The following is an 18,205-nucleotide window of genomic DNA, read 5'->3' on the forward strand; positions in this document are numbered from 1 at the left end:
ACCTTTAAACAACCAATTCCCGATAGTTTACCGGTGATTGGTTGTTTAGTTTTGTTTTAATACGAATATTGTTAAAATAATGAATGTATTTCTTTAACAGTGTGTTCTACGATGGCAGTCGTAGTTCGATCAATGCTGTTAAGATCAAACGTTTCAGACTTTAGTGAGGAATGAAACGATCCGATGGAGGCATTATATTAATAGCTTTCTGATACTCATAAGATGTATACACTTAACCTTGATCGCACAGTAAGCAAGGACCCATATGTAATTTTTACAAGCTGAAGCAGTGCGGGTACAGTTCATAAAAAGGTTGTGGCTCCTGCACCATCTAAGTGTGAGATCATCCCACTTGCAGCTGTACCCATGGAAACAGTGACAACATTCCCCTTTGTCAGCTGTTTAATGCTTTGATTAGAGGTTCAAAGAATACTGTGTCTTGTAGAATGCAAAAATTAAAGTGACGAAGATAAACATGGTCGCCACTGGCAGTACTTTGATAATCCCTTCTTTAAATATCATTGATGCCAAATCCAGAAATAAGCACCCCTACCAAAGGCACCATGGTCGGACTTGCTTTCCCCAAACCAGTAAACGTTAACATAAGCCCTCCCCCTACAGAAACCGTTTACATACCTATACAATAAAAAAAGATGGAGAACCCATTCGTAGTACGAAGTTGAACTTGTCAAAAAGCAATTCAAATTATTAATTTAAACGATATAAAAAAACATCCATTAAGGACGTTTTTTGATTGAGAATTAAGCAATCAATTTAACCAAAAGAAAGTAACTGTAATTAAAAGTATTAAATATATGGCCGAAAAAATTCTATAAATACCTTTTTTGGTTTGGAAAGGTGGGGATATAAAAGTTACTAAAATGGTCGGGCCAAACAAAGCAATCAAAAAGTACCTATAATCAAAAAAGACAGTACAGATTGATAGTAGTATTGAAAAATAAAATACTATTATAAATGAAGTATTAACTTTACTTTTCGTTTCTTTTTGTTCTTCTTCTGTATGATCATCCAGTAATTTATCTATCTGCTTTTTATTAAAAAACATAAGAGCCTCCTAATGTTAATTTGTTAAGTAAATAAGGCGTTATTAATGCTTCTGTAACAGCAGCAAGTAATGTCAATAAAAAAAGTATAATAACAAAGTACAAAAAATCTTGTAAAAACTGTTTTTTTGAAAAATAAATACCCCTTATCTTCATATACACGTAATCTAACAATTTGAAACCAAGTGCTCCCGACAAAATCATTGCCGGAATCTCAAAAATACCGTGAGGAACCAAAGCAGTTAATATAAATAAGACATCGTTTCCATGGTCAGTGATACTATGTAAAGAAGATAGACCGACTAAGAAGCCATTCAATAGTAATAAGATAGATGTCAAAATTCCAAATGTAAACATTGAAAAAATGAGAAATAAATTTGCTGCAAAATTATGTGTAAAGTAACCTGATACTGTGATATTTTGAACATTATCTTGACTAAGGCTAGGTAGAATATTGTTAAAAATCACACCAAGAACTAAACCCACTATGTAAAAGGAGCTTGCTATATAGAGTATACGCTTATTTCTTTTTATTAATTCCTTCATTTTAGTATCGTATCCATATCCCTTATAATCAAATCTTCAAAATCCTTTATGTCTGTCAGGTGATTATATTCTTTAACTAAAGTACCATTAATCAGTATACCAACCTTATCGCATAGTTGTTGCGCTATGTTTACAAGGTGTGTAGACATGATGACAGTATTTCCCTGTTCAGCATAACGTTTGAGAAAACTTTTCATCATCTTTGTAGTGGGGGGATCAAATGCCCCTAATGGTTCATCTAATATTAATATTTCTGGTTCATGAACTATGGCTCCTGCAACAGATAACTTATGTTTCATACCAAAAGAAAATGTAGATATCATGTCGTTTTCATTATCTTTCAATTTAAATTGACTTAACAAAAGATCTATTCTATCATTTTTAATCTCATAAGGGACTTCTTGTAAATCAGCAACAAACTCAAGGTACTCTCTAGGTGTTAAATAATGATAGATAAAAGGTGCGTCTGGAACGTATCCTATATATTTAAGGTAAGAGGATCTTTCAGATTCCAAGGTTTCTCCTTTGACAGTGATTTTACCTTCGTAAGGTTTCACTATACCAAGGATACATTTTAAAAGAGTTGATTTACCAGCTCCATTTGGTCCAAGTAAGCCGTAAACTTTGCCTTTCTCTATCTTTAAATTAATAGATTCAAGGATCAGTTTATCTTTATATTTGAAAGACACATTTTCAATGTTCATGTTTTCATCTCCCAATTTTTCGTTCCTATTCTTTTAATCCAAAAATAATAAAAGACTCCAATACCTATAACAAATAAAATGGTACCTGTCACAATGATTAAAAAGAATACTCCCCTATTAATAATATTAAAAGTAACGAGAACGCCTGTGATACCATACAACTGAAGGTAAAATGCCAGTAACACTCCGAGAATAGTATGTTCAAAAAATGATGCTTTAACAGATGAACCAATGTCTTCAAAGTTCTCCCAATCTAAACGAGGATAGAGAAATGTTCCAATAATTTGTCCAGCCCCTATGATAAGACTGATGGAGTTAATCATGATGAACAATATAAGCTGCGTCATAATATCTAAGTTGAATAACAATAAGATGAATAAAAATAACGTATTCATTAAAATAAGAATCACAGATAAGTGCAATAAAGATTTTCCTGCGATCAATTTAAAAATAGAAGCACCCGAGCTCTTATAAACGTAAAGGTTCTCACGCTCTGCATCTGCTGAAGTTACGCCAAGTAATCCCTCTCCTAATAAAGATGTATTATAAGTCACAGCAAATAAAATTGGGTAGATAACAAAAATGTCTGAGAAATCAAACCACTTTTGATTTAAACTAAGACCTATCAATACACCTAGTTCTACTGCAATCATATTAATGGAAAGTACCAGTCGTTTTTTTATTGTAAAATTAGCTCTTAATAATGCAGTAAGGTCTTTCTTTAGAATAGCAATATTTTGCCGTGGTAAGGTCTTTTGTAAGAAACTTAAAAAAGGCAACTTGATTGGTTTTAATTTTGGCAAAAGATTATTAGGTACTGCTTCTTTTATAATCAATACTTTCAAAATTAAATGAAAGGTAATAAAGGCGAAAAGGCAACCTAAAGCAATATAACCTATAGAACATAAAAAAAATAAATGTATATCGCTTGTTGAAAGTAAAAACCAATTTGTAGGCAGCCAATTGGTGGTTAATATCGTATCTAATTTGAATAGATATATGAAATTGCCAATAGCTTCGAGGAGATCATTTTGATAAAAATAATTAAGTCCGATCCAACCAAGAAAAGTAGTTGAAATGGCAGATATACAGGCAATTCCTATAAGGGATAACAAGCTTTTTAATCGTGAATTTAAAATGTTATGTAGAAATTTAGAATAAACGATGTATGTAAGCGATGAATAAAGACTTGTCAGTCCAACAATAAATATTAGCAGTGATGGAAATGATAACAAAAGATATATACGGTCATGTGTAGAAAAATTTATAAAAAAGAGTATAGGGAATAACACTACTGTTAATTTAAACAGGATGTTTAGAAAAATTGTTGTAAAGAACCTTGATAATAAAATTTTTTTGGGATCCGTTTTTAAAGTATGAAGAAGAAGAAAATCTTCAGGATATACATATCGATGTATGATATCAGTCGATGATTTTAATATATTCAAAACAAAAAAGAGAATGATAAAGTTAGTACCTAGAGTTAGAATATGCTCTGGAACTCCAGTTAAAAGAGTCTGTGAGGCTTTATATAGAATAAATATATACACCAAGAAAAAGGGCGCAAAGACAAATAGAATTTTATTTGATTTAAGTAAATTTTCGCTTGATGGGAAAAAATAAATCAAGCGATTTAAAGTTCGTCTATAGGTTAGTTTAAAGTTTGCAATGAGAACCCTTTTGTTGAGCATGTGTATATTCCTCCTAGAACGAAAATAAGGAGGAGTATAATTATACTCCTCAATCTCTTCCTTTTGAGCATTTTACCATTCAGCAGCATATTTCTTGCCGTATTTTTTAGCTAGCTTTTTCGCTGTAGCTACCATTGCAGCTGTAATTAGACCAGTTCCGCCCAAAACAACAGCCAATAGGCTGAGAATTGTTAATACATCGCCTGTTGTCATAATAACACCGATTGCTACATAGGCTGTTTTTTTACTAATTCCTAGGTTTGTTGCAAGGTCTAAAGCGAACTGATGACCTGAACTAAAGTCAATAGAAGCTAAACCTGCAATACCTTCTGACGAGCCCATAAGGAAAGTAGCAATGGCAAAGAGAGAAACTACACCTGTAATACTTGCAATTTTAAAAAGATTGCTATTTTTCATCTTGAAATCTCACCTCCTTTCAGTTTATAAAAATAAACTTGTTGAAAAAAGAGAAATAATACCTAAAGACATTGTAATGCTAATGATTATGATGGTTTTTTTATAAGAAATTTGATGTATTACTTTTAAGGCAATACACCCTAGAATAGTAGACCACCAAAAGAAAGGGTCGATAATAATATTCAAGATAATATCTAGCGGCTGTTGAGAATTTGGGTAAATAACTGAAAAGGCGAAATCACTACCTAAAAAGAAAGAAAAAATAATGAGTATTGTAAATTTGATGCCTATAGGTATGATTGAATAAATAAAACTAGGGAAAAATTCTTTGGCTGTAGCGGTCCCGCCAATTAATATCCCAATAATATGTATAATAAAAAAGCTTACAAGAACCATCGAGGTAAATTGAATAATACCTAATACTAATGTAATGATCATAATGAGTGTATTCATATCAGTTGTATAATCAATTCCATTGTCTTGAAATGAATTATTAATCAAGGTAGAGAGTGTTGGGAAGATAGCTAAATAAAAGCCTAAGAACAGAAACAATACAGCTAGGAAGACAAACCAAGAATGACGATAATTCTTATCGCTAGAATACTTGATAGAAAGAAAGTCCTTTGGAGAAAATATGAAATGATGTACGAGAGTAATAAAGTTTTGTTTATTATCCATAAATGCTCCTTATATAAACAAAAGTATTTTTTGTTAATTCTATTAAAAACATATCACCTTTTACAATGTTTGGTCAATATGGGATTTTATTTATTAAGGTAAATTTAAGGTTGAATTGTTTCATAAAAATCGAAAAGAATGCCTCTGGGACTACCCCCTTTTTTTAAAACTTCATTTTGTTGTTTCAGCTAACGACTTTCTGCCTGCAGTCTCTCTAATTCAGAAGAATACTCGGGATCCTTTCCATAAGTATATTGTTTTCCAACAGGCTGTTCGAATTGGTGTTTATCCGCAGCCTTATACCACCTGACCCATGTCTGAACCCGTGCCTTATTCTTGATATTCGATTTCTGCATGATCTCTTTCATGGGTGCGCCTACCAATCTCATTTCTCCAGCCTTCCGTTTGACTTCAACCGGAACTCACTCTTGTCTCCATAGAAAAAACACCTCCATGTCTTATTTCGGATAACAACTATCCGTGCAAACTTGAAGGTGTTTTTTATTTGTCTCATCTATGGGGTCAGACCCCTTCGTACCAGCCTGCTTTTTTATTGCCTCCGCCGCCGATGCAAAAAAGACTGCCGCTTTAAAACGGCAGCCTCTTTCTCATCCGAACCGGCCTGTAATATAATCTTTTGTCCGATAATCGTCAGGACTTGAAAACATTTTGACCGTATCGTTGCACTCAATCAGCTCGCCCATGAGGAAAAACGCCGTTTGATCGGAAATTCTCGATGCCTGCTGCATATTGTGCGTGACGATTGCAATCGTGTATTTCTCTTTCAGCTTAAGCATCAGCTCTTCAATTTTCAAAGTCGAAACTGGATCAAGAGCGGATGTCGGTTCATCCATCAAGAGAACGTCCGGATTGGTGGCCAGCGCCCTTGCGATGCAGAGGCGCTGCTGCTGCCCTCCGGAAAGTCCGAGCGCCTGGGAATGAAGCCGGTCTTTCACTTCATCCCACAGCGCCACATCCATAAGCGCTTTTTCCACTCTCTCATTCAATTCTTTTTTGTTTTTCAGTCCATGGATCCTCGGTCCGTATGCGACATTATCAAAAATCGACTGGGGAAACGGATTTCCTTTTTGAAACACCATGCCGACTTTCTTCCGCAGCTCAACAAGGTCGACTTTGCTGTTCAGTACGTTCGTTCCGTTGTAGCTGATCTCTCCGGTCATTTTGACATTCGGAACCATATTGATCATGAGATTCAGCGTTTTAATGAAGGTCGACTTTCCGCAGCCTGACGGACCGATGATGGCGGTAATTTCGTACTCGGGTATTGTCAAGTTAATGTTCTTTAATGCGTGATGTTCGCCGTACCATAAATTCAAATCGTTGATCTGGTACACATCTTTTGGCTTTACAGCTGTTACAGCGCTCATACCGGCCCCTCCTTATCCAAACCTGCCGTTGATGTAATCCTCTGTCTTTTTTTCTGAAGGATTCATAAAAATCTTTTCCGTACGATCGTATTCGATCAAATCTCCGTTAAGGAAAAACGCCGTTTGATCGGAAATTCTTGAAGCTTGCTGCATGTTATGCGTGACAATGATGATCGAGTATTCCTCTTTTAAACCGACGATTAATTCCTCTATTTTCGCATTTGAAATCGGATCGAGCGCTGAAGCAGGCTCATCCAGAAGCAGGACTTCAGGCTTCATCGCGAGCGTCCGGGCGATGCAGAGGCGCTGCTGCTGCCCGCCTGACAGCGAAAAAGCCGACTCATGCAGCCTGTCTTTCACTTCATCCCACAGCGCGGCTTTCCTCAAGCTTTCTTCCACGATCTCATCAAGCACAGATTTACGCCGTTCACCCGCATACTTTAAAGCGTGGGTAATGTTGCTGTAAATCGATTTTGGAAAGGGATTCGGCTTCTGAAATACCATTCCGATTTCCCTTCTCAGATTGACGACATTGATATTGGAATCAAGGATGTTAAGTCCTTCATATCGTATTTCTCCGGATGTTCTGGCTGATGGAATCAGATCGTTCATCCGGTTGATGCTTCTTAAAAAAGTCGATTTTCCGCAGCCTGACGGACCGATCAAAGCCGTAACGGCATGTTTGTCAACATGCATGGAAATGTCGTTGACGGCCCGCTTTTCTCCATAGTAAATATTTAAATTTTTCACTTCTAAAATATGTTCTTTCGCTTCAGGAAACGGAGCGATTCCGATATTGTCGCGCACGGTTTCCAAAACCGGCATCTGGACCTGAGCCATATGATTTCATCCTTCCTTCTTATTTGTTTGCCGTTAATTTTTTATGAATAAAAGAGCCGAGCCATCGGGCTGCCAAATTAAAGATCAAGACGGACAGTACGAGAACAGCGGATGCGCCGTTTGCGATCGCTTCAGCATCAGGGATGATCCCCTGCGTGTTTACATTCCAAATATGAACGGCCAGCGTTTCAGCCGGTCTGAAAATATTGAGCGGCGATGTCTCAGAAAACGGATTCCAATCGGCGAAATTCAGTCTCGGCGTGGTTAGTCCGGCTGTAAACAGCAAAGCGGCAGCTTCGCCAAATACGCGGCCCGACGCAAGAATCGCGCCTGTGATGATGGACGGCACCGCACCAGGGATCAATACCGTTTTAATCGTATGCCACTTGGATACACCTAAAGCAAGGGAAGCTTCTTTTTGTTCCTTAGGTACAGAGCGGATCGCATCCTCTGTCACCCTGACCATGACGGGAAGGTTGAAAATCGTCAAAGCAAGCGCTCCTCCGATAATGCTGTACCCCCATCCGGTCAGATTTACAAACAGCAGCATGCCGAACATCCCCATGACGATCGAAGGGAGGGATGACAAAACTTCAATACAGACACGGATAAAATCAGTCAATTTGTTGGCGGGCGCATATTCAGCCATATAAATTCCCCCGCCGACTCCAAGGGGAACCGTGATCAGCATCGTCAGTGCGAGAATATAAAACGAGTTGAACAGCTGATCGCGGATTCCGCCGCCGCTTGAAAGCGCACTGGAACGCGAAGTTAAAAAGCTGAGGCTGATATGTGAAACACCATTGATGATGATATAAGCGAACAAACCGACAAGAATGGCGGCGATTACCGCAGCGATCAATCCAAAAACACCGGTTGCTAAACGATCTGTTACTTTGCTGTTCATTACAGTTTCCTCCTGGATGACAGATAGCGGATGAGCAGGATGAACAAGAACGACATGATCAGAAGGACAAGCCCCATTGACCAGAGCGTATTGTTTTCCACGCTCCCGTATGTTGTATGGCCCATATTCAACGTTATGATCGTTGTTAATGTCCCCGCAGGGTCTAAAAGGCTCTCAAACAAGTTTCGGGAATTTCCGATGACCATCTGCACGGCCAGCGCTTCGCCGAACGCCCTCGCCATTCCTAAGACGACGGCTGTCAGAAGCGAAGGCAGCGCTGCCGGTATCAGCACTTTGCGGATCGTCTGCCAGCGGGTTGCGCCCAATGCGTATGATCCTTCGCGCAGATTTTTCGGCAGCGACATGAGCGCATCCGTTGAAATAGAAGTGACCGTCGGCAAAATCATGACAGCCAGGACGATCGTTCCCGCCAGAAGGCTGTGGCCCGATCCGCTTGACTTAAACTGTGAGATGAACGGCACTAACACTGTAAGGCCTATGAATCCATAAACGACGGAAGGAATACCAACAAGCAATTCGACAACCGGCTGCAGTACTTTTCTGCCCCATGATGGCGCGATTTCCGTCATGAAAATCGCACCTCCTATTCCAAGCGGTGCAGCAATCAAAGATGCAAGAAGGGTCACTGCAAAAGATCCGAGTATAAACGGAAGGGCTCCGTATTCAGGGTTTTCGTTCGTTGGATTCCAATCTAGACTGGTTAAGAACTCAATTGGACTTACACCATTGGCCAGAAAAGATTGCAACCCCTTATTTCCGAGAAAAATTGTGATCGAAATTGCCGCCGCCATCATGATAAACGCGCACGACGCAACCAAAATCCTCCCGCGGATTTCATCCATTTTGCGATTATGCTTGGAGCTGATCAGCCGCTCTTTCGCGGACAGTTTCTCTATTTTTTGAACCATTTTTTACACTCCTATAAGAACAAGTCATAAGAGGGAAAGTGTCAGGAGCACACTTTCCCGCCTTCTATTGTCAATTATTTATCAGTTTGCTTTCCATCAGCATCGCGCTTTACTTCCATGTCTGTTACTGGAATGTAGCCCTGCTCCGTCACGATGGATTTTTGAATGTCATCGTTCATCAAATAGTCGAGGAATTCTTTCGCCAAGCCTTCAGGCTCGCCTTTCGTATAAGAATGCTGGTATGCCCAGATCGGGAATTTGCCTTTTTGTACATTTTCGGCTGTCGGCTTAACGCCGTCGATTGAAAGCGGAGTGACAGTGTCATCCTTGATATAAGAAAACGCAAGATATCCGATTGCCCCAGGCGTTTCAGCGATTAACTTTTTCACTGTGTTTGAAGAATCTTCCGTGATTCCTTCAGCCGGAGTTTCTCCGTCAAGTGCATATTTGACAAAAGTCGCGCGGGTTCCTGAAGAATCAGGACGGTTGACAAGCGTAATCTTTTGATCTTTCCCGCCTAGTTCCTTCCAGTTTTTGATTTTACCTGTGAATACCTTTTTGAGATCCTCTAACGAAATGTCATCGATGCCTACTTCAGGGTTGATGGCAGCTGCCATTCCGACAACCGCAACTTGATGATCGGTAAGTTCTTTTGCAGGAATGCCTTCTTTTTCTTCGGCAAAGACATCGGAGTTTCCGATTTGGACTGTGCCTTCAGCCACTTGGGAAAGGCCTGTGCCAGAACCTCCAGCCTGAACTTGAATATCGGCATCAGGATTTTCATCCATGAATTTTTCAGCCGCTGCTAAGACAAGAGGCTGCATCGCCGAAGAACCCGAAATCGTTAAAGAACCTGAAGCCTTATTCTCTGCTTTATCGCTTTGTTTGCCTTCGTCTGCATTGTTGTTTGTACTGCTGCTTCCGCAAGCTGCTGCGAAGACAACTAAAACGGACATGATGAACATCAGTGTGATTTTTTTAAATGGTTTCACTTCTTAATCCTCCCGCGTAAATGTGTAATTTGTCCTACGGGTATAGCGTAACTTTTCAATATTAATCTTGTTTAAATGAATTATTAAGGTTTTGTAAAATAAGCTTGAACTTTGTATAGAATGCGGACGAAAGGAACGGGCTCACAAAAAAACACCTGCATGGTTCAATGCAGGTGTTTTAATGAAAAAGTACTATTCTGTAGCTTCTTTTTCGATTTTGTCTTTATTTTTTTCGGCGGTATTTTCTTTCGATTGTTTTGATTTCAGTTCAAAATACTTATCAAGCACTTTCCGGCCGATTTCGTTTGTAATTGAATATCTTTGACCATAGTCGTTATAAACCCAAGGAACGACGACGGAAATTGCGACTTCCGGATTATCGTAAGGAGCGTAGGCAACAAGCGTTGTATTATATGTCGGTGTTCCCGTTTTCGATTTGTCCGGTCCGTCATAGAAAGACTGGGCCGTTCCTGTTTTTCCTGCTGGTTTATATGAAGCAGAAGCAAACTGACCCGCTGCCGTACCTTTTGTCATGACGCGCCTGAATCCGTTTTGGACTTCTTTAATATATTGATCGCTCATGTCTAATTTGTTCAATACTTCAGGCTGCACGGACTGTGTAACGGCCCCGATTCCTTTTTTCGAATCAGGCTCCCTGATCTCTTTCACGAGCTGCGGCTTCATGCGGTACCCGCCATTGGCAATCGTTGATACATACTGAGCCAGCTGCAGCGGTGTGTATGTGTCATACTGTCCGATGGAATAGTCAAGCAAGAAACCAGGCAGTCTTTGAGATCCTTTGTAGCCTGTTGCTTCATTTGGCAGATCGATTCCGGTTTTGACGCCGAGGCCGAACTGGCTGAAATAATACCTGAATGTATCAAATGCTTTTGTTTGAAGGTCGAGCGGCTGGCGCGCCTTATACTGGCCTTTACCAAGGGCGATCGCCGTTTTAAACATGAACACGTTTGAAGATTTTTCAAGCGCTCCCTGGATACCCAGTGTTCCCAAGTTGCTTGCCCAAGATTTTTTCGGGTTGCCTTTTCCGATGTAGAGCGGTTCATCAAGAAAAGTCGTATTTAAATTAATGGCTCCCGTCTGCAGACCTGTTAAAACGGTGGCCCCTTTGACAGCCGAGCCCATCGCATAAGAAGACGTCATCGCGCCGAGCGCATAGTCGTCAACCTTTAATTTGCCGCTTTCGTTTTTAAGCTGCTTGCCGGCAATCGATAACACTTCCCCGTTTCGCGGATCCATCATGACGACGAATGCGCGGTCGAGAAGCGGAGCGCTATGCCGGGCTTTGGCAGACTTCAGTTCATCCTCGATAATTTTTTCAATCGCTTTTTGCATATCAACATCAATCGTCAAGACTAAATCTTTTCCGCTTTTCCCCTCGGAAATGACTTCCGTATCGACGATGTCCCCTGATTTGTCGGTAATATTTTTCACTTTCTCTTTCTGTCCCTGAAGCACATTTTCATATTCGGCTTCAAGGTAGCTTTTTCCAACCCGGTCATTCCGGTTGTAGCCGAGCGACAAATAATGATCGAGCAGACTTTTCGGAAGTCCTTCATTTGAATCGGATATGCTGCCGATCATCGTTCTGAGCAGACCGTTATAAGGATAATCCCGCTTCCAATCTGACGTCACATCGACTCCAGGGAGCTCGTCCAGGTGTTCGCTGACAACCGCCATTTCTTTTGCGGTTACGTCCTTGTTTTTAATATACTGCGGAGTCAGCGCGTATCCAGAATCCATCTGACGCTTGATTGCCAAGACTTTCAAATCTTGATCTGTCAGTTCATTCAGTTTATCTTCCGTGATCCTGTCAAGCTGCAGCTGGTATAGATCATCTTCTTTCAGCTTGCCGTCCTTAACTTTTTTTCGATCTTGATCGGTGATGAGCTTCTCGGCTTTTTTCGGCCGCGTTAAAATCCAATAGTCCTTTTTATCGCGCTCCGTTATTTTATCTGTATCGATTTCGATCATTTCTGCAAGTTTTTTTGCTACTTTGAGCCTGTCCTCCTGAGAGGTCGATGATGTCCTTGTGTATGTAATGGCATTCATCGGTTTATTTTTCACGATCGTGTTCAAGTTCCGGTCATATATTTTCCCCCGCGGAACGCTTGTCGAGACATCGACTTCTTCCTGCTTCTGCACTTCGTTCGTATAGTCCTCGCCAAAGACGATCTGCACCATGCCTAAGCGCACGACGACGATGGTGAAAATAATAAAAGCGAGAAGGAACAATATGTTCAATCTGATGGGGAGCGATTTGCGTTTTTCAGTTTTCATTTTTTTGTTCATCATTAGCATCACCTTTTTGAAATAAAGAAAAGACACCTTATGAAAAGGTGCCAAATCTATTGTAAAGTTTTTTTCGGCATTTTTCTACTATTTTCCCTTGGGGCTTACCTTTTTCCTTCTAAATAATTCGGTTCAGCTGTTTGTTTATGCGCATCTTTTCCGACCGTTTCGCGGGCGGGCTCTGTCAGACGGATATCTTTGACGAAATAGTAGATCAGCGTGTGGCCTGCCCCCAGCAAAACGAGGGAAACCGGAATGCCCAAGTCTTCCTTCAGGAGCGACACGAGCAGCAAAAAAACCAAAATCGAGACAATCCGTCCGATGTTTAAAAAAACCTCTCTGACGACAATGTATTCGATCCGCGCTTTCCGGGCATACCTTGCTTTACCGATCACATCATATGTGAGCGATGAATACGGTACGAGCAAAATCGGATAGCCGATCGCAATCGCAACGGCATACAGCAACAGCGTCACATACGTCATATGAAACAAAATCAGAAAGAGAGCGCCGAACAGGACGAGACCGCCCATTAAAATCGCCTTTTTGCGCGCTCCCTTTTTAATAAGCCGCGTTGCGAAATAGTATGCAAAAAAAGAAACAGCTGAATTAATCAAGCCGAACTTCCCCAATGCCAACTCGCTCTTTGTCGTGATAAAGACAAAGACATTGATTAAAAAAACGAAAATCCCTTCTCTCAGTCCCTGAAAAAAATGAGCATTTGTAATGCTGCGCCAATTCGGGTCTGAATTTCGTTCCGTCCAGATTTTTTTCAAAATATAGCGGCCGCGCGATTCGCGCCTCTTTAAAAAAAAGCTCGTGATGACGGCCACCGAAAATAAAGCCAAAGACAGGCTGAAAATCACCGTGTACCCCGTGTTGTCAGCAAGCCGTGAAATAACATAGCCGGCGACAATCGGACCGATCATTCCCGCGCCGGAATTTAAAATGCCGAGAAAGCCGTTAAAAAAATCTCTCGTGTCCGGCTCAGTGATTTCAAATGTCAGGACATTAAACGCAAGCCAGTAAAATCCGTAGCCAATTCCGAGCACACTGCCGAGCAGCACAAGCCGTGATCCCGCATTCTCCCCCGCCAACAGCACGGTTAAATAAAATACAGCCAAAAACGAAACGCCAAACCTGAGGATAAACACCCTGTCGATTTTTTTGGCAAGGCGGCCGGCAAACATAAAAATGATCGGCTGCATCACGACGATCGACAAATTGTAAATGGCCAAATCGACAAACTGTCCGGACTGCTTCCACAGATATACATTCACAAACGTATTGGAAAGGGCAATGCTAAGAGAATAAAGGCCGCCGACTGCAAGCAGCAGCAGGAGGTCCCTGTTTACTTCAACATCGCCTATTATGTTTTTGATTCTGCTCATAACTGACTCCCCTTTACTGATCACCATTAGTCTGTCTCATCAAAAGTCAGTTATGTACTTCAGAGCAAAAGAAACGAAAAACAAACAGACCGGCTTTTTGCCGGTCCTTCAGCAGACGCTCCGCTTCGCGAATAACATAAAAAGGCCCGCTTTTCGCGGGCTCTCAGCGTGTCGACAAACCCTCGCATTCGTTGTCAGGCCTGCGCGTCGGTGCTCACGAATTCCAAATTCGCTCCGCTCCGATGCTCGGCCTTCCTAGACTGCAAGGGTTTTCAATCACGCTGAAAAGGGATGACAAAATCCCAAAACAAAAAGTGTTTTGGGATTTTGTCAACAATCTGAAAGGCCCGCTTTTAAGCGGGCCTCTTTTCTCAAGCTGGATTATTTTGCTTCGCTGTATAGGCGTGCAACTTCATCCCAGTTAACGACGTTCCAGAATGCTTTAATATAATCTGGACGGCGGTTTTGGTAATTCAGGTAGTATGCGTGCTCCCATACGTCAAGACCTAAGATAGGGGTCTTGCCTTCTGAAAGAGGAGAATCTTGGTTTGGCGTGCTTGTGATTTCAAGCTCTCCGTTATTGACAACAAGCCATGCCCAGCCGGAGCCGAAACGGCCAGCTGCTGCAGCGGCAAAGTCTTCTTTGAATTGATCGAAGCTGCCGAATTTGCTGTTGATCGCTTCTGCCAATTCACCAGTCGGAGCGCCTCCTCCGTTTGGAGAAAGAAGTTTCCAGAACAATGAGTGGTTGGCATGTCCACCGCCATTGTTGCGGACAGCTGAGCGGATGTTTTCCGGTACAGCATCAAGGTTTGCAACAAGCTCTTCAACAGATTTGCTTTCAAGATCCTGTTTGCCTGCCACCGCTTCGTTCAATTTTGTAACATATGTGTTATGGTGCTTCGTATGGTGAATATTCATCGTCTCTTTGTCGATGTGTGGTTCTAACGCATCGTAAGCATAAGGTAATTCTGGAAGTTTGTAAGCCATCATCAATTCCTCCTTAATATTGTATGTATTGAAATGCCGCCTTTAGCAAGCCTTTCCTCTTTCAATGTATCAAAAGAAAAGGCTTGTTTCAATGGAAATGCTCACAAAATGATCACAATTGCATTTCAAGCGCTCACTAAACTTTATCCTTTTCCCCCTCTTTTTAAACATGGACGGGAAAATTTTAGAGCACGGTATATAAAAAGTAACCGATCATCATCAGCTGAATCACACCTTTCGCAAAAACGCCTGAAATAAATCCGATCAATGAACCGATTCCGATTCTGGCCGCTGTTTTCAAATCCTTCTGATGGACAATCATCTCACCCGCCAAGGCCCCGACAAACGGCCCCAAAATAATGCCCGCCACAGGTATCACAAAAGGTCCGATCAAAAGGCCGATTGTGCTGCCCCATATCGCCGCCCTGCTGCCGCCGAAGCGCTTAATACCGAGGAGATTTGCAATATAGTCAGCGGCAAACAATACGGCTGTAAAAATGCCTTCAATAATCCAAAACAGGTAGGAGTAATGCCCGAATGTAAATAAAAAACCGTATAGAACAAAGCCGGCTACGATGAAAACGACGCTCGGAATGATGGGATAAACAAGGCCGATGAACGCAATGACGAACATCGCCGCAATGATGATCCAATATAAAACATCCATCCGAATCCCCTCCAATCGATTGTGATGCTTCATATTATACCCATTTTTCCAAAAGGAAACTTCCAGAGTCCCTGTTGATCGATAAGTTTTCTTGTATTCGTCCTTTTGTGACGATACAATAATGCAGATACATTATAGATATAGGAAGTGAAACCGAATGAATTTATTTCAGCGATTTTTTAAAAGTACATATTCCCCTCACGCGATTGGCAAAATGCGTTTCCAAGGCATAGGGAAAACGATTTTATACGTATTTTTGCTCAGCATCATCGCCGCTCTCCCGAATCTTTACCATATCAGCAGCGGAGTGGTGAATACAATGAACAGCTTTCAGTCAGCTGTGAAAGAATTCCCCGCTTTCTCCATAAAAGACGGCTCGCTGCAAACAGATGCAAAGAAAGCGATTGAATCACAGTCATTCGGATTTGTCATCGTTTTTGATCCGAGCGGCTCTTATAAAACAAAACAGATCGAAGACAAACGGAATTCCGTCGGCATTCTGAAAGATAAGTTCGTCATCGCCATTGACGGCCAAGTCCAGGAAATGCCGTACACAATGCTTCCCGAAGACATGTCCAAGGACGATATCCTTTCTTTAGTTGATCAAAATAAATCGGTGATTGTTCCCGTCTTATGCGTTCTGCTGTTTTTGGCGACGGCAGCCGGAAAATTCATTGATGTCTCGGTTCTTGCCGTCATCGGGCTGATCATTCGCAACGGACAGAAGAAAATGCTCTCCTATAAGCACCTTTGGGTGATGTCTGCTTATTCGATCACGCTCGCAACCGTGTTTTTTGCAATTATGGACGCGCTGGAGGCGGTGGTTCCAAGTCAGTTCCTCCTGAACTGGTTTGTGAACTTTATTATCCTGTTTCTCGCCATTAAAGAGACGCCGGCTTCTAAAGCAGCGAGGTAAAGCGGGCAGGAGCAAATTTATTGTCATGTTGAAAGAGGGACAAGCGTAACATAATAAAAAATGCACGAAATGGGGACAAATCAGATGAAACGTGTGATTGTGCTGTTTTCGATTTTGCTCGCCCTGTTCATTGTTTATTATGACTTGAAATCAGGCACCATCCCTCAAAACGCCTTGCCGGCTTCAACCATGGCAGCGGAAGCTCCGGCTGCAAGCCTGCAATATAAGACCGTTACCGTCAAACCTGGACAAACCGTATTTTCAATCATCGGGAACAGCGCCGTTCCGGCCGACAAAATAGCCGAGGATTTTGAAGCGCTGAATCCGAATGTTAAGGCAAGCCGCATTCAAGCAGGCGTCACCTACAAGTTTCCCGTTTATCCTGAATAAGCGTTAATTTCTTGTCAGTTTCATGAACGGGCTGTTACAATAAGACTTGTAAACGATTTGGTATAAGAAAAGGAGCAACCGCCTCCGAATTATACTTAAGGAGCGAATTCAAGTGAGTGAAATCACACATCGTACAAAAACGCGTCCCGTTAAAGTGGGACCTTTAACAATAGGCGGCAATAACGAAGTCGTCATTCAAAGCATGACAACAACGAAAACACATGACGTTGAAGCAACCGTCGCCGAAATCAACAGACTCGCGGAAGCGGGATGTCAAATCGTCCGCGTCGCCTGTCCTGATGAACGGGCTGCAGACGCGATTCCTGAGATCAAAAAGCGGATATCCATTCCTCTTGTCGTGGATATTCATTTCAACTATAAATTGGCTTTAAAAGCGATCGAAGGCGGAGCCGATAAAATCCGCATCAATCCGGGAAACATCGGCCGCCGCGAAAAGGTTGAAGCGGTTGTCAATGCAGCGAAGGAAAAGGGCATTCCGATCCGGATCGGCGTCAATGCAGGCTCTCTGGAAAAACGAATCCTTGAGAAATACGGCTATCCGACAGCAGACGGCATGGTCGAAAGTGCACTGCACCACATTAAAATTCTTGAGGATCTCGATTTCCACGATATCATCGTCAGCATGAAGGCGTCTGATGTAAATCTGGCGATTGAAGCGTACGAAAAAGCGGCAAAAGCATTCGATTATCCGCTTCATTTAGGCATCACCGAATCGGGAACGCTGTTTGCCGGTACGGTGAAAAGCGCCGCCGGGCTCGGCGCGATCCTTTCAAAAGGAATCGGCAATACATTGCGGATTTCTTTAAGCGCGGACCCGGTCGAAGAAGTAAAAGTCGCCAGGGAGCTCCTGAAATCTTTCGGGCTCGCTTCCAATGCAGCGACATTGATTTCCTGCCCGACTTGCGGCCGGATCGAAATCGATTTGATCAGCATCGCCAATGAAGTCGAAGATTACATCGCTAAAATCAAGGCGCCGATCAAAGTTGCCGTTCTCGGCTGTGCCGTCAACGGTCCCGGAGAAGCTCGCGAAGCCGATATCGGGATTGCCGGCGCACGCGGCGAAGGCCTCCTGTTCCGCAAAGGCGAAATCGTCCGGAAAGTGCCTGAGGAAACGATGGTCGAGGAATTGAAAAAAGAAATCGACAAGCTCGCCGAAGAACATTATGCGAAACAAGCGGCCGAAAAAGAAAAATTAAACACATAATAAAAAAAGCTTGACGGATATCCGTCAAGCTTTCAGCTTGTCGACAAAGCCACAAAAAGTGGCTTGATCGACAAGCTTTTTTTGTTAAAATGTGAGTGAAATCTAGTTTTTGGAGGTTTTGCCATGTTGTCTAAGCACTCTAAAGATCAGCGCGAACAGC

19 protein-coding genes and 1 pseudogene are annotated in these 18,205 nt (G+C 41.9%); 3 read left to right on the top strand and 17 right to left on the bottom strand.

The features are described from left to right. Window positions 1–4: 4 nt before the first annotated feature. From KI350_RS23515 to KI350_RS11005, 17 genes and pseudogenes are all read right to left on the bottom strand, one after another. Window positions 5–100 carry an IS3 family transposase gene (locus KI350_RS23515; protein WP_075213065.1) on the bottom strand — a complete coding sequence of 32 codons (96 nt, stop codon included), beginning with the start codon at window positions 98–100 and terminating at the stop codon, window positions 5–7. A 669-nt stretch (window positions 101–769) separates the two neighbouring features. Then, a complete protein-coding gene (locus tag KI350_RS10930) occupies window positions 770–1,066 on the bottom strand; it encodes a hypothetical protein (protein WP_020452196.1) in 297 nt (98 codons plus the stop codon). Then, the gene (locus KI350_RS10935) at window positions 1,056–1,610 is read right to left on the bottom strand and encodes a stage II sporulation protein M (protein WP_020452197.1); all 555 of its coding nucleotides are present in this window, start codon (window positions 1,608–1,610) and stop codon (window positions 1,056–1,058) included. The genes KI350_RS10930 and KI350_RS10935 overlap by 11 nt, the downstream gene beginning before the upstream one ends. Beyond that, entirely contained in the window at window positions 1,607–2,314 is a 708-nt protein-coding gene (locus KI350_RS10940; RefSeq protein ID WP_020452198.1) for an ABC transporter ATP-binding protein, read from the bottom strand. Before KI350_RS10940 ends, KI350_RS10935 begins: the two co-directional genes overlap by 4 nt. Continuing rightward, window positions 2,311–4,005, bottom strand: coding sequence for a hypothetical protein (locus KI350_RS10945; protein ID WP_020452199.1), 1,695 nt, complete (start codon window positions 4,003–4,005; stop codon window positions 2,311–2,313). The genes KI350_RS10940 and KI350_RS10945 overlap by 4 nt, the downstream gene beginning before the upstream one ends. A 72-nt stretch (window positions 4,006–4,077) precedes the next feature. Then, on the bottom strand, window positions 4,078–4,422 hold the full coding sequence (locus KI350_RS10950; protein ID WP_020452200.1) for a circular bacteriocin, circularin A/uberolysin family: 345 nt from the start codon (window positions 4,420–4,422) through the stop codon (window positions 4,078–4,080). Window positions 4,423–4,446: 24 nt separating this feature from the next. Further along, window positions 4,447–5,100 carry a YIP1 family protein gene (locus KI350_RS10955; protein ID WP_020452201.1) on the bottom strand — a complete coding sequence of 218 codons (654 nt, stop codon included), beginning with the start codon at window positions 5,098–5,100 and terminating at the stop codon, window positions 4,447–4,449. A gap of 191 nt (window positions 5,101–5,291) precedes the next feature. Continuing rightward, window positions 5,292–5,538 (bottom strand): annotated as a pseudogene (locus tag KI350_RS10960) (IS3 family transposase); the annotation flags it as partial. 170 nt (window positions 5,539–5,708) lie between these two features. Continuing rightward, on the bottom strand, window positions 5,709–6,488 hold the full coding sequence (pstB, locus tag KI350_RS10965) for a phosphate ABC transporter ATP-binding protein PstB (protein ID WP_020452203.1): 780 nt from the start codon (window positions 6,486–6,488) through the stop codon (window positions 5,709–5,711). Between the two features lie 12 nt (window positions 6,489–6,500). Continuing rightward, window positions 6,501–7,313: a phosphate ABC transporter ATP-binding protein PstB gene (gene pstB, locus KI350_RS10970; RefSeq protein ID WP_051143319.1), complete on the bottom strand. Its 813-nt coding sequence runs from the start codon at window positions 7,311–7,313 to the stop codon at window positions 6,501–6,503. 34 nt (window positions 7,314–7,347) lie between these two features. Beyond that, complete coding sequence (gene pstA, locus KI350_RS10975) at window positions 7,348–8,235, bottom strand: phosphate ABC transporter permease PstA (RefSeq protein ID WP_020452205.1); 888 nt, start codon at window positions 8,233–8,235, stop codon at window positions 7,348–7,350. Then, window positions 8,235–9,164, bottom strand: coding sequence for a phosphate ABC transporter permease subunit PstC (pstC, locus tag KI350_RS10980; RefSeq protein WP_003183532.1), 930 nt, complete (start codon window positions 9,162–9,164; stop codon window positions 8,235–8,237). The genes pstA and pstC overlap by 1 nt, the downstream gene beginning before the upstream one ends. 74 nt (window positions 9,165–9,238) lie before the next feature. After that, on the bottom strand, window positions 9,239–10,156 hold the full coding sequence (locus tag KI350_RS10985; RefSeq protein WP_020452206.1) for a phosphate ABC transporter substrate-binding protein: 918 nt from the start codon (window positions 10,154–10,156) through the stop codon (window positions 9,239–9,241). Between the two features lie 192 nt (window positions 10,157–10,348). Further along, window positions 10,349–12,469: a peptidoglycan D,D-transpeptidase FtsI family protein gene (locus KI350_RS10990; RefSeq protein ID WP_020452207.1), complete on the bottom strand. Its 2,121-nt coding sequence runs from the start codon at window positions 12,467–12,469 to the stop codon at window positions 10,349–10,351. A 101-nt stretch (window positions 12,470–12,570) separates the two neighbouring features. Continuing rightward, a complete protein-coding gene (locus KI350_RS10995) occupies window positions 12,571–13,857 on the bottom strand; it encodes an MFS transporter (protein ID WP_020452208.1) in 1,287 nt (428 codons plus the stop codon). A gap of 381 nt (window positions 13,858–14,238) precedes the next feature. Then, window positions 14,239–14,847, bottom strand: a complete 609-nt coding sequence (gene sodA / locus KI350_RS11000) for a superoxide dismutase SodA (protein WP_041817255.1) — start codon at window positions 14,845–14,847, stop codon at window positions 14,239–14,241. A 184-nt stretch (window positions 14,848–15,031) separates the two neighbouring features. Then, complete coding sequence (locus tag KI350_RS11005) at window positions 15,032–15,514, bottom strand: DUF456 domain-containing protein (RefSeq protein WP_020452210.1); 483 nt, start codon at window positions 15,512–15,514, stop codon at window positions 15,032–15,034. 157 nt (window positions 15,515–15,671) lie between these two features. Here KI350_RS11005 and KI350_RS11010 point away from each other — a divergent pair, with 157 nt between their 5' ends. From KI350_RS11010 to ispG, 3 genes are all read left to right on the top strand, one after another. Beyond that, window positions 15,672–16,430: a DUF1189 domain-containing protein gene (locus KI350_RS11010; RefSeq protein ID WP_020452211.1), complete on the top strand. Its 759-nt coding sequence runs from the start codon at window positions 15,672–15,674 to the stop codon at window positions 16,428–16,430. Between the two features lie 84 nt (window positions 16,431–16,514). Next, complete coding sequence (locus KI350_RS11015; protein WP_020452212.1) at window positions 16,515–16,820, top strand: LysM peptidoglycan-binding domain-containing protein; 306 nt, start codon at window positions 16,515–16,517, stop codon at window positions 16,818–16,820. 106 nt (window positions 16,821–16,926) lie between these two features. Continuing rightward, window positions 16,927–18,045, top strand: coding sequence for a flavodoxin-dependent (E)-4-hydroxy-3-methylbut-2-enyl-diphosphate synthase (gene ispG, locus KI350_RS11020; protein ID WP_085959519.1), 1,119 nt, complete (start codon window positions 16,927–16,929; stop codon window positions 18,043–18,045). Window positions 18,046–18,205: the final 160 nt, after the last annotated feature.

The sequence above is a fragment of the Bacillus sp. J41TS8 genome, assembly GCF_018333035.1.
Taxonomy (GTDB): Bacteria; Bacillota; Bacilli; order Bacillales; family Bacillaceae; genus Bacillus; species Bacillus paralicheniformis.

What these genes read in the sequence shown, in the direction of transcription:
- sodA (WP_041817255.1), bottom strand. Translation starts at nt 14,847, where the DNA reads ATGGCTTACAAACTTCCAGAATTACCTTATGCTTACGATGCGTTAGAA.
- KI350_RS10995 (WP_020452208.1), bottom strand. Translation starts at nt 13,857, where the DNA reads ATGAGCAGAATCAAAAACATAATAGGCGATGTTGAAGTAAACAGGGAC.
- pstB (WP_020452203.1), bottom strand. Translation starts at nt 6,488, where the DNA reads ATGAGCGCTGTAACAGCTGTAAAGCCAAAAGATGTGTACCAGATCAAC.
- KI350_RS10930 (WP_020452196.1), bottom strand. Translation starts at nt 1,066, where the DNA reads ATGTTTTTTAATAAAAAGCAGATAGATAAATTACTGGATGATCATACA.
- KI350_RS10945 (WP_020452199.1), bottom strand. Translation starts at nt 4,005, where the DNA reads ATGCTCAACAAAAGGGTTCTCATTGCAAACTTTAAACTAACCTATAGA.
- KI350_RS10955 (WP_020452201.1), bottom strand. Translation starts at nt 5,100, where the DNA reads ATGGATAATAAACAAAACTTTATTACTCTCGTACATCATTTCATATTT.
- KI350_RS11005 (WP_020452210.1), bottom strand. Translation starts at nt 15,514, where the DNA reads ATGGATGTTTTATATTGGATCATCATTGCGGCGATGTTCGTCATTGCG.
- KI350_RS10990 (WP_020452207.1), bottom strand. Translation starts at nt 12,469, where the DNA reads ATGATGAACAAAAAAATGAAAACTGAAAAACGCAAATCGCTCCCCATC.
- pstC (WP_003183532.1), bottom strand. Translation starts at nt 9,164, where the DNA reads ATGGTTCAAAAAATAGAGAAACTGTCCGCGAAAGAGCGGCTGATCAGC.
- KI350_RS10950 (WP_020452200.1), bottom strand. Translation starts at nt 4,422, where the DNA reads ATGAAAAATAGCAATCTTTTTAAAATTGCAAGTATTACAGGTGTAGTT.
- KI350_RS11010 (WP_020452211.1), top strand. Translation starts at nt 15,672, where the DNA reads ATGAATTTATTTCAGCGATTTTTTAAAAGTACATATTCCCCTCACGCG.
- KI350_RS10935 (WP_020452197.1), bottom strand. Translation starts at nt 1,610, where the DNA reads ATGAAGGAATTAATAAAAAGAAATAAGCGTATACTCTATATAGCAAGC.
- pstB (WP_051143319.1), bottom strand. Translation starts at nt 7,313, where the DNA reads ATGCCGGTTTTGGAAACCGTGCGCGACAATATCGGAATCGCTCCGTTT.
- KI350_RS11015 (WP_020452212.1), top strand. Translation starts at nt 16,515, where the DNA reads ATGAAACGTGTGATTGTGCTGTTTTCGATTTTGCTCGCCCTGTTCATT.
- KI350_RS10940 (WP_020452198.1), bottom strand. Translation starts at nt 2,314, where the DNA reads ATGAACATTGAAAATGTGTCTTTCAAATATAAAGATAAACTGATCCTT.
- pstA (WP_020452205.1), bottom strand. Translation starts at nt 8,235, where the DNA reads ATGAACAGCAAAGTAACAGATCGTTTAGCAACCGGTGTTTTTGGATTG.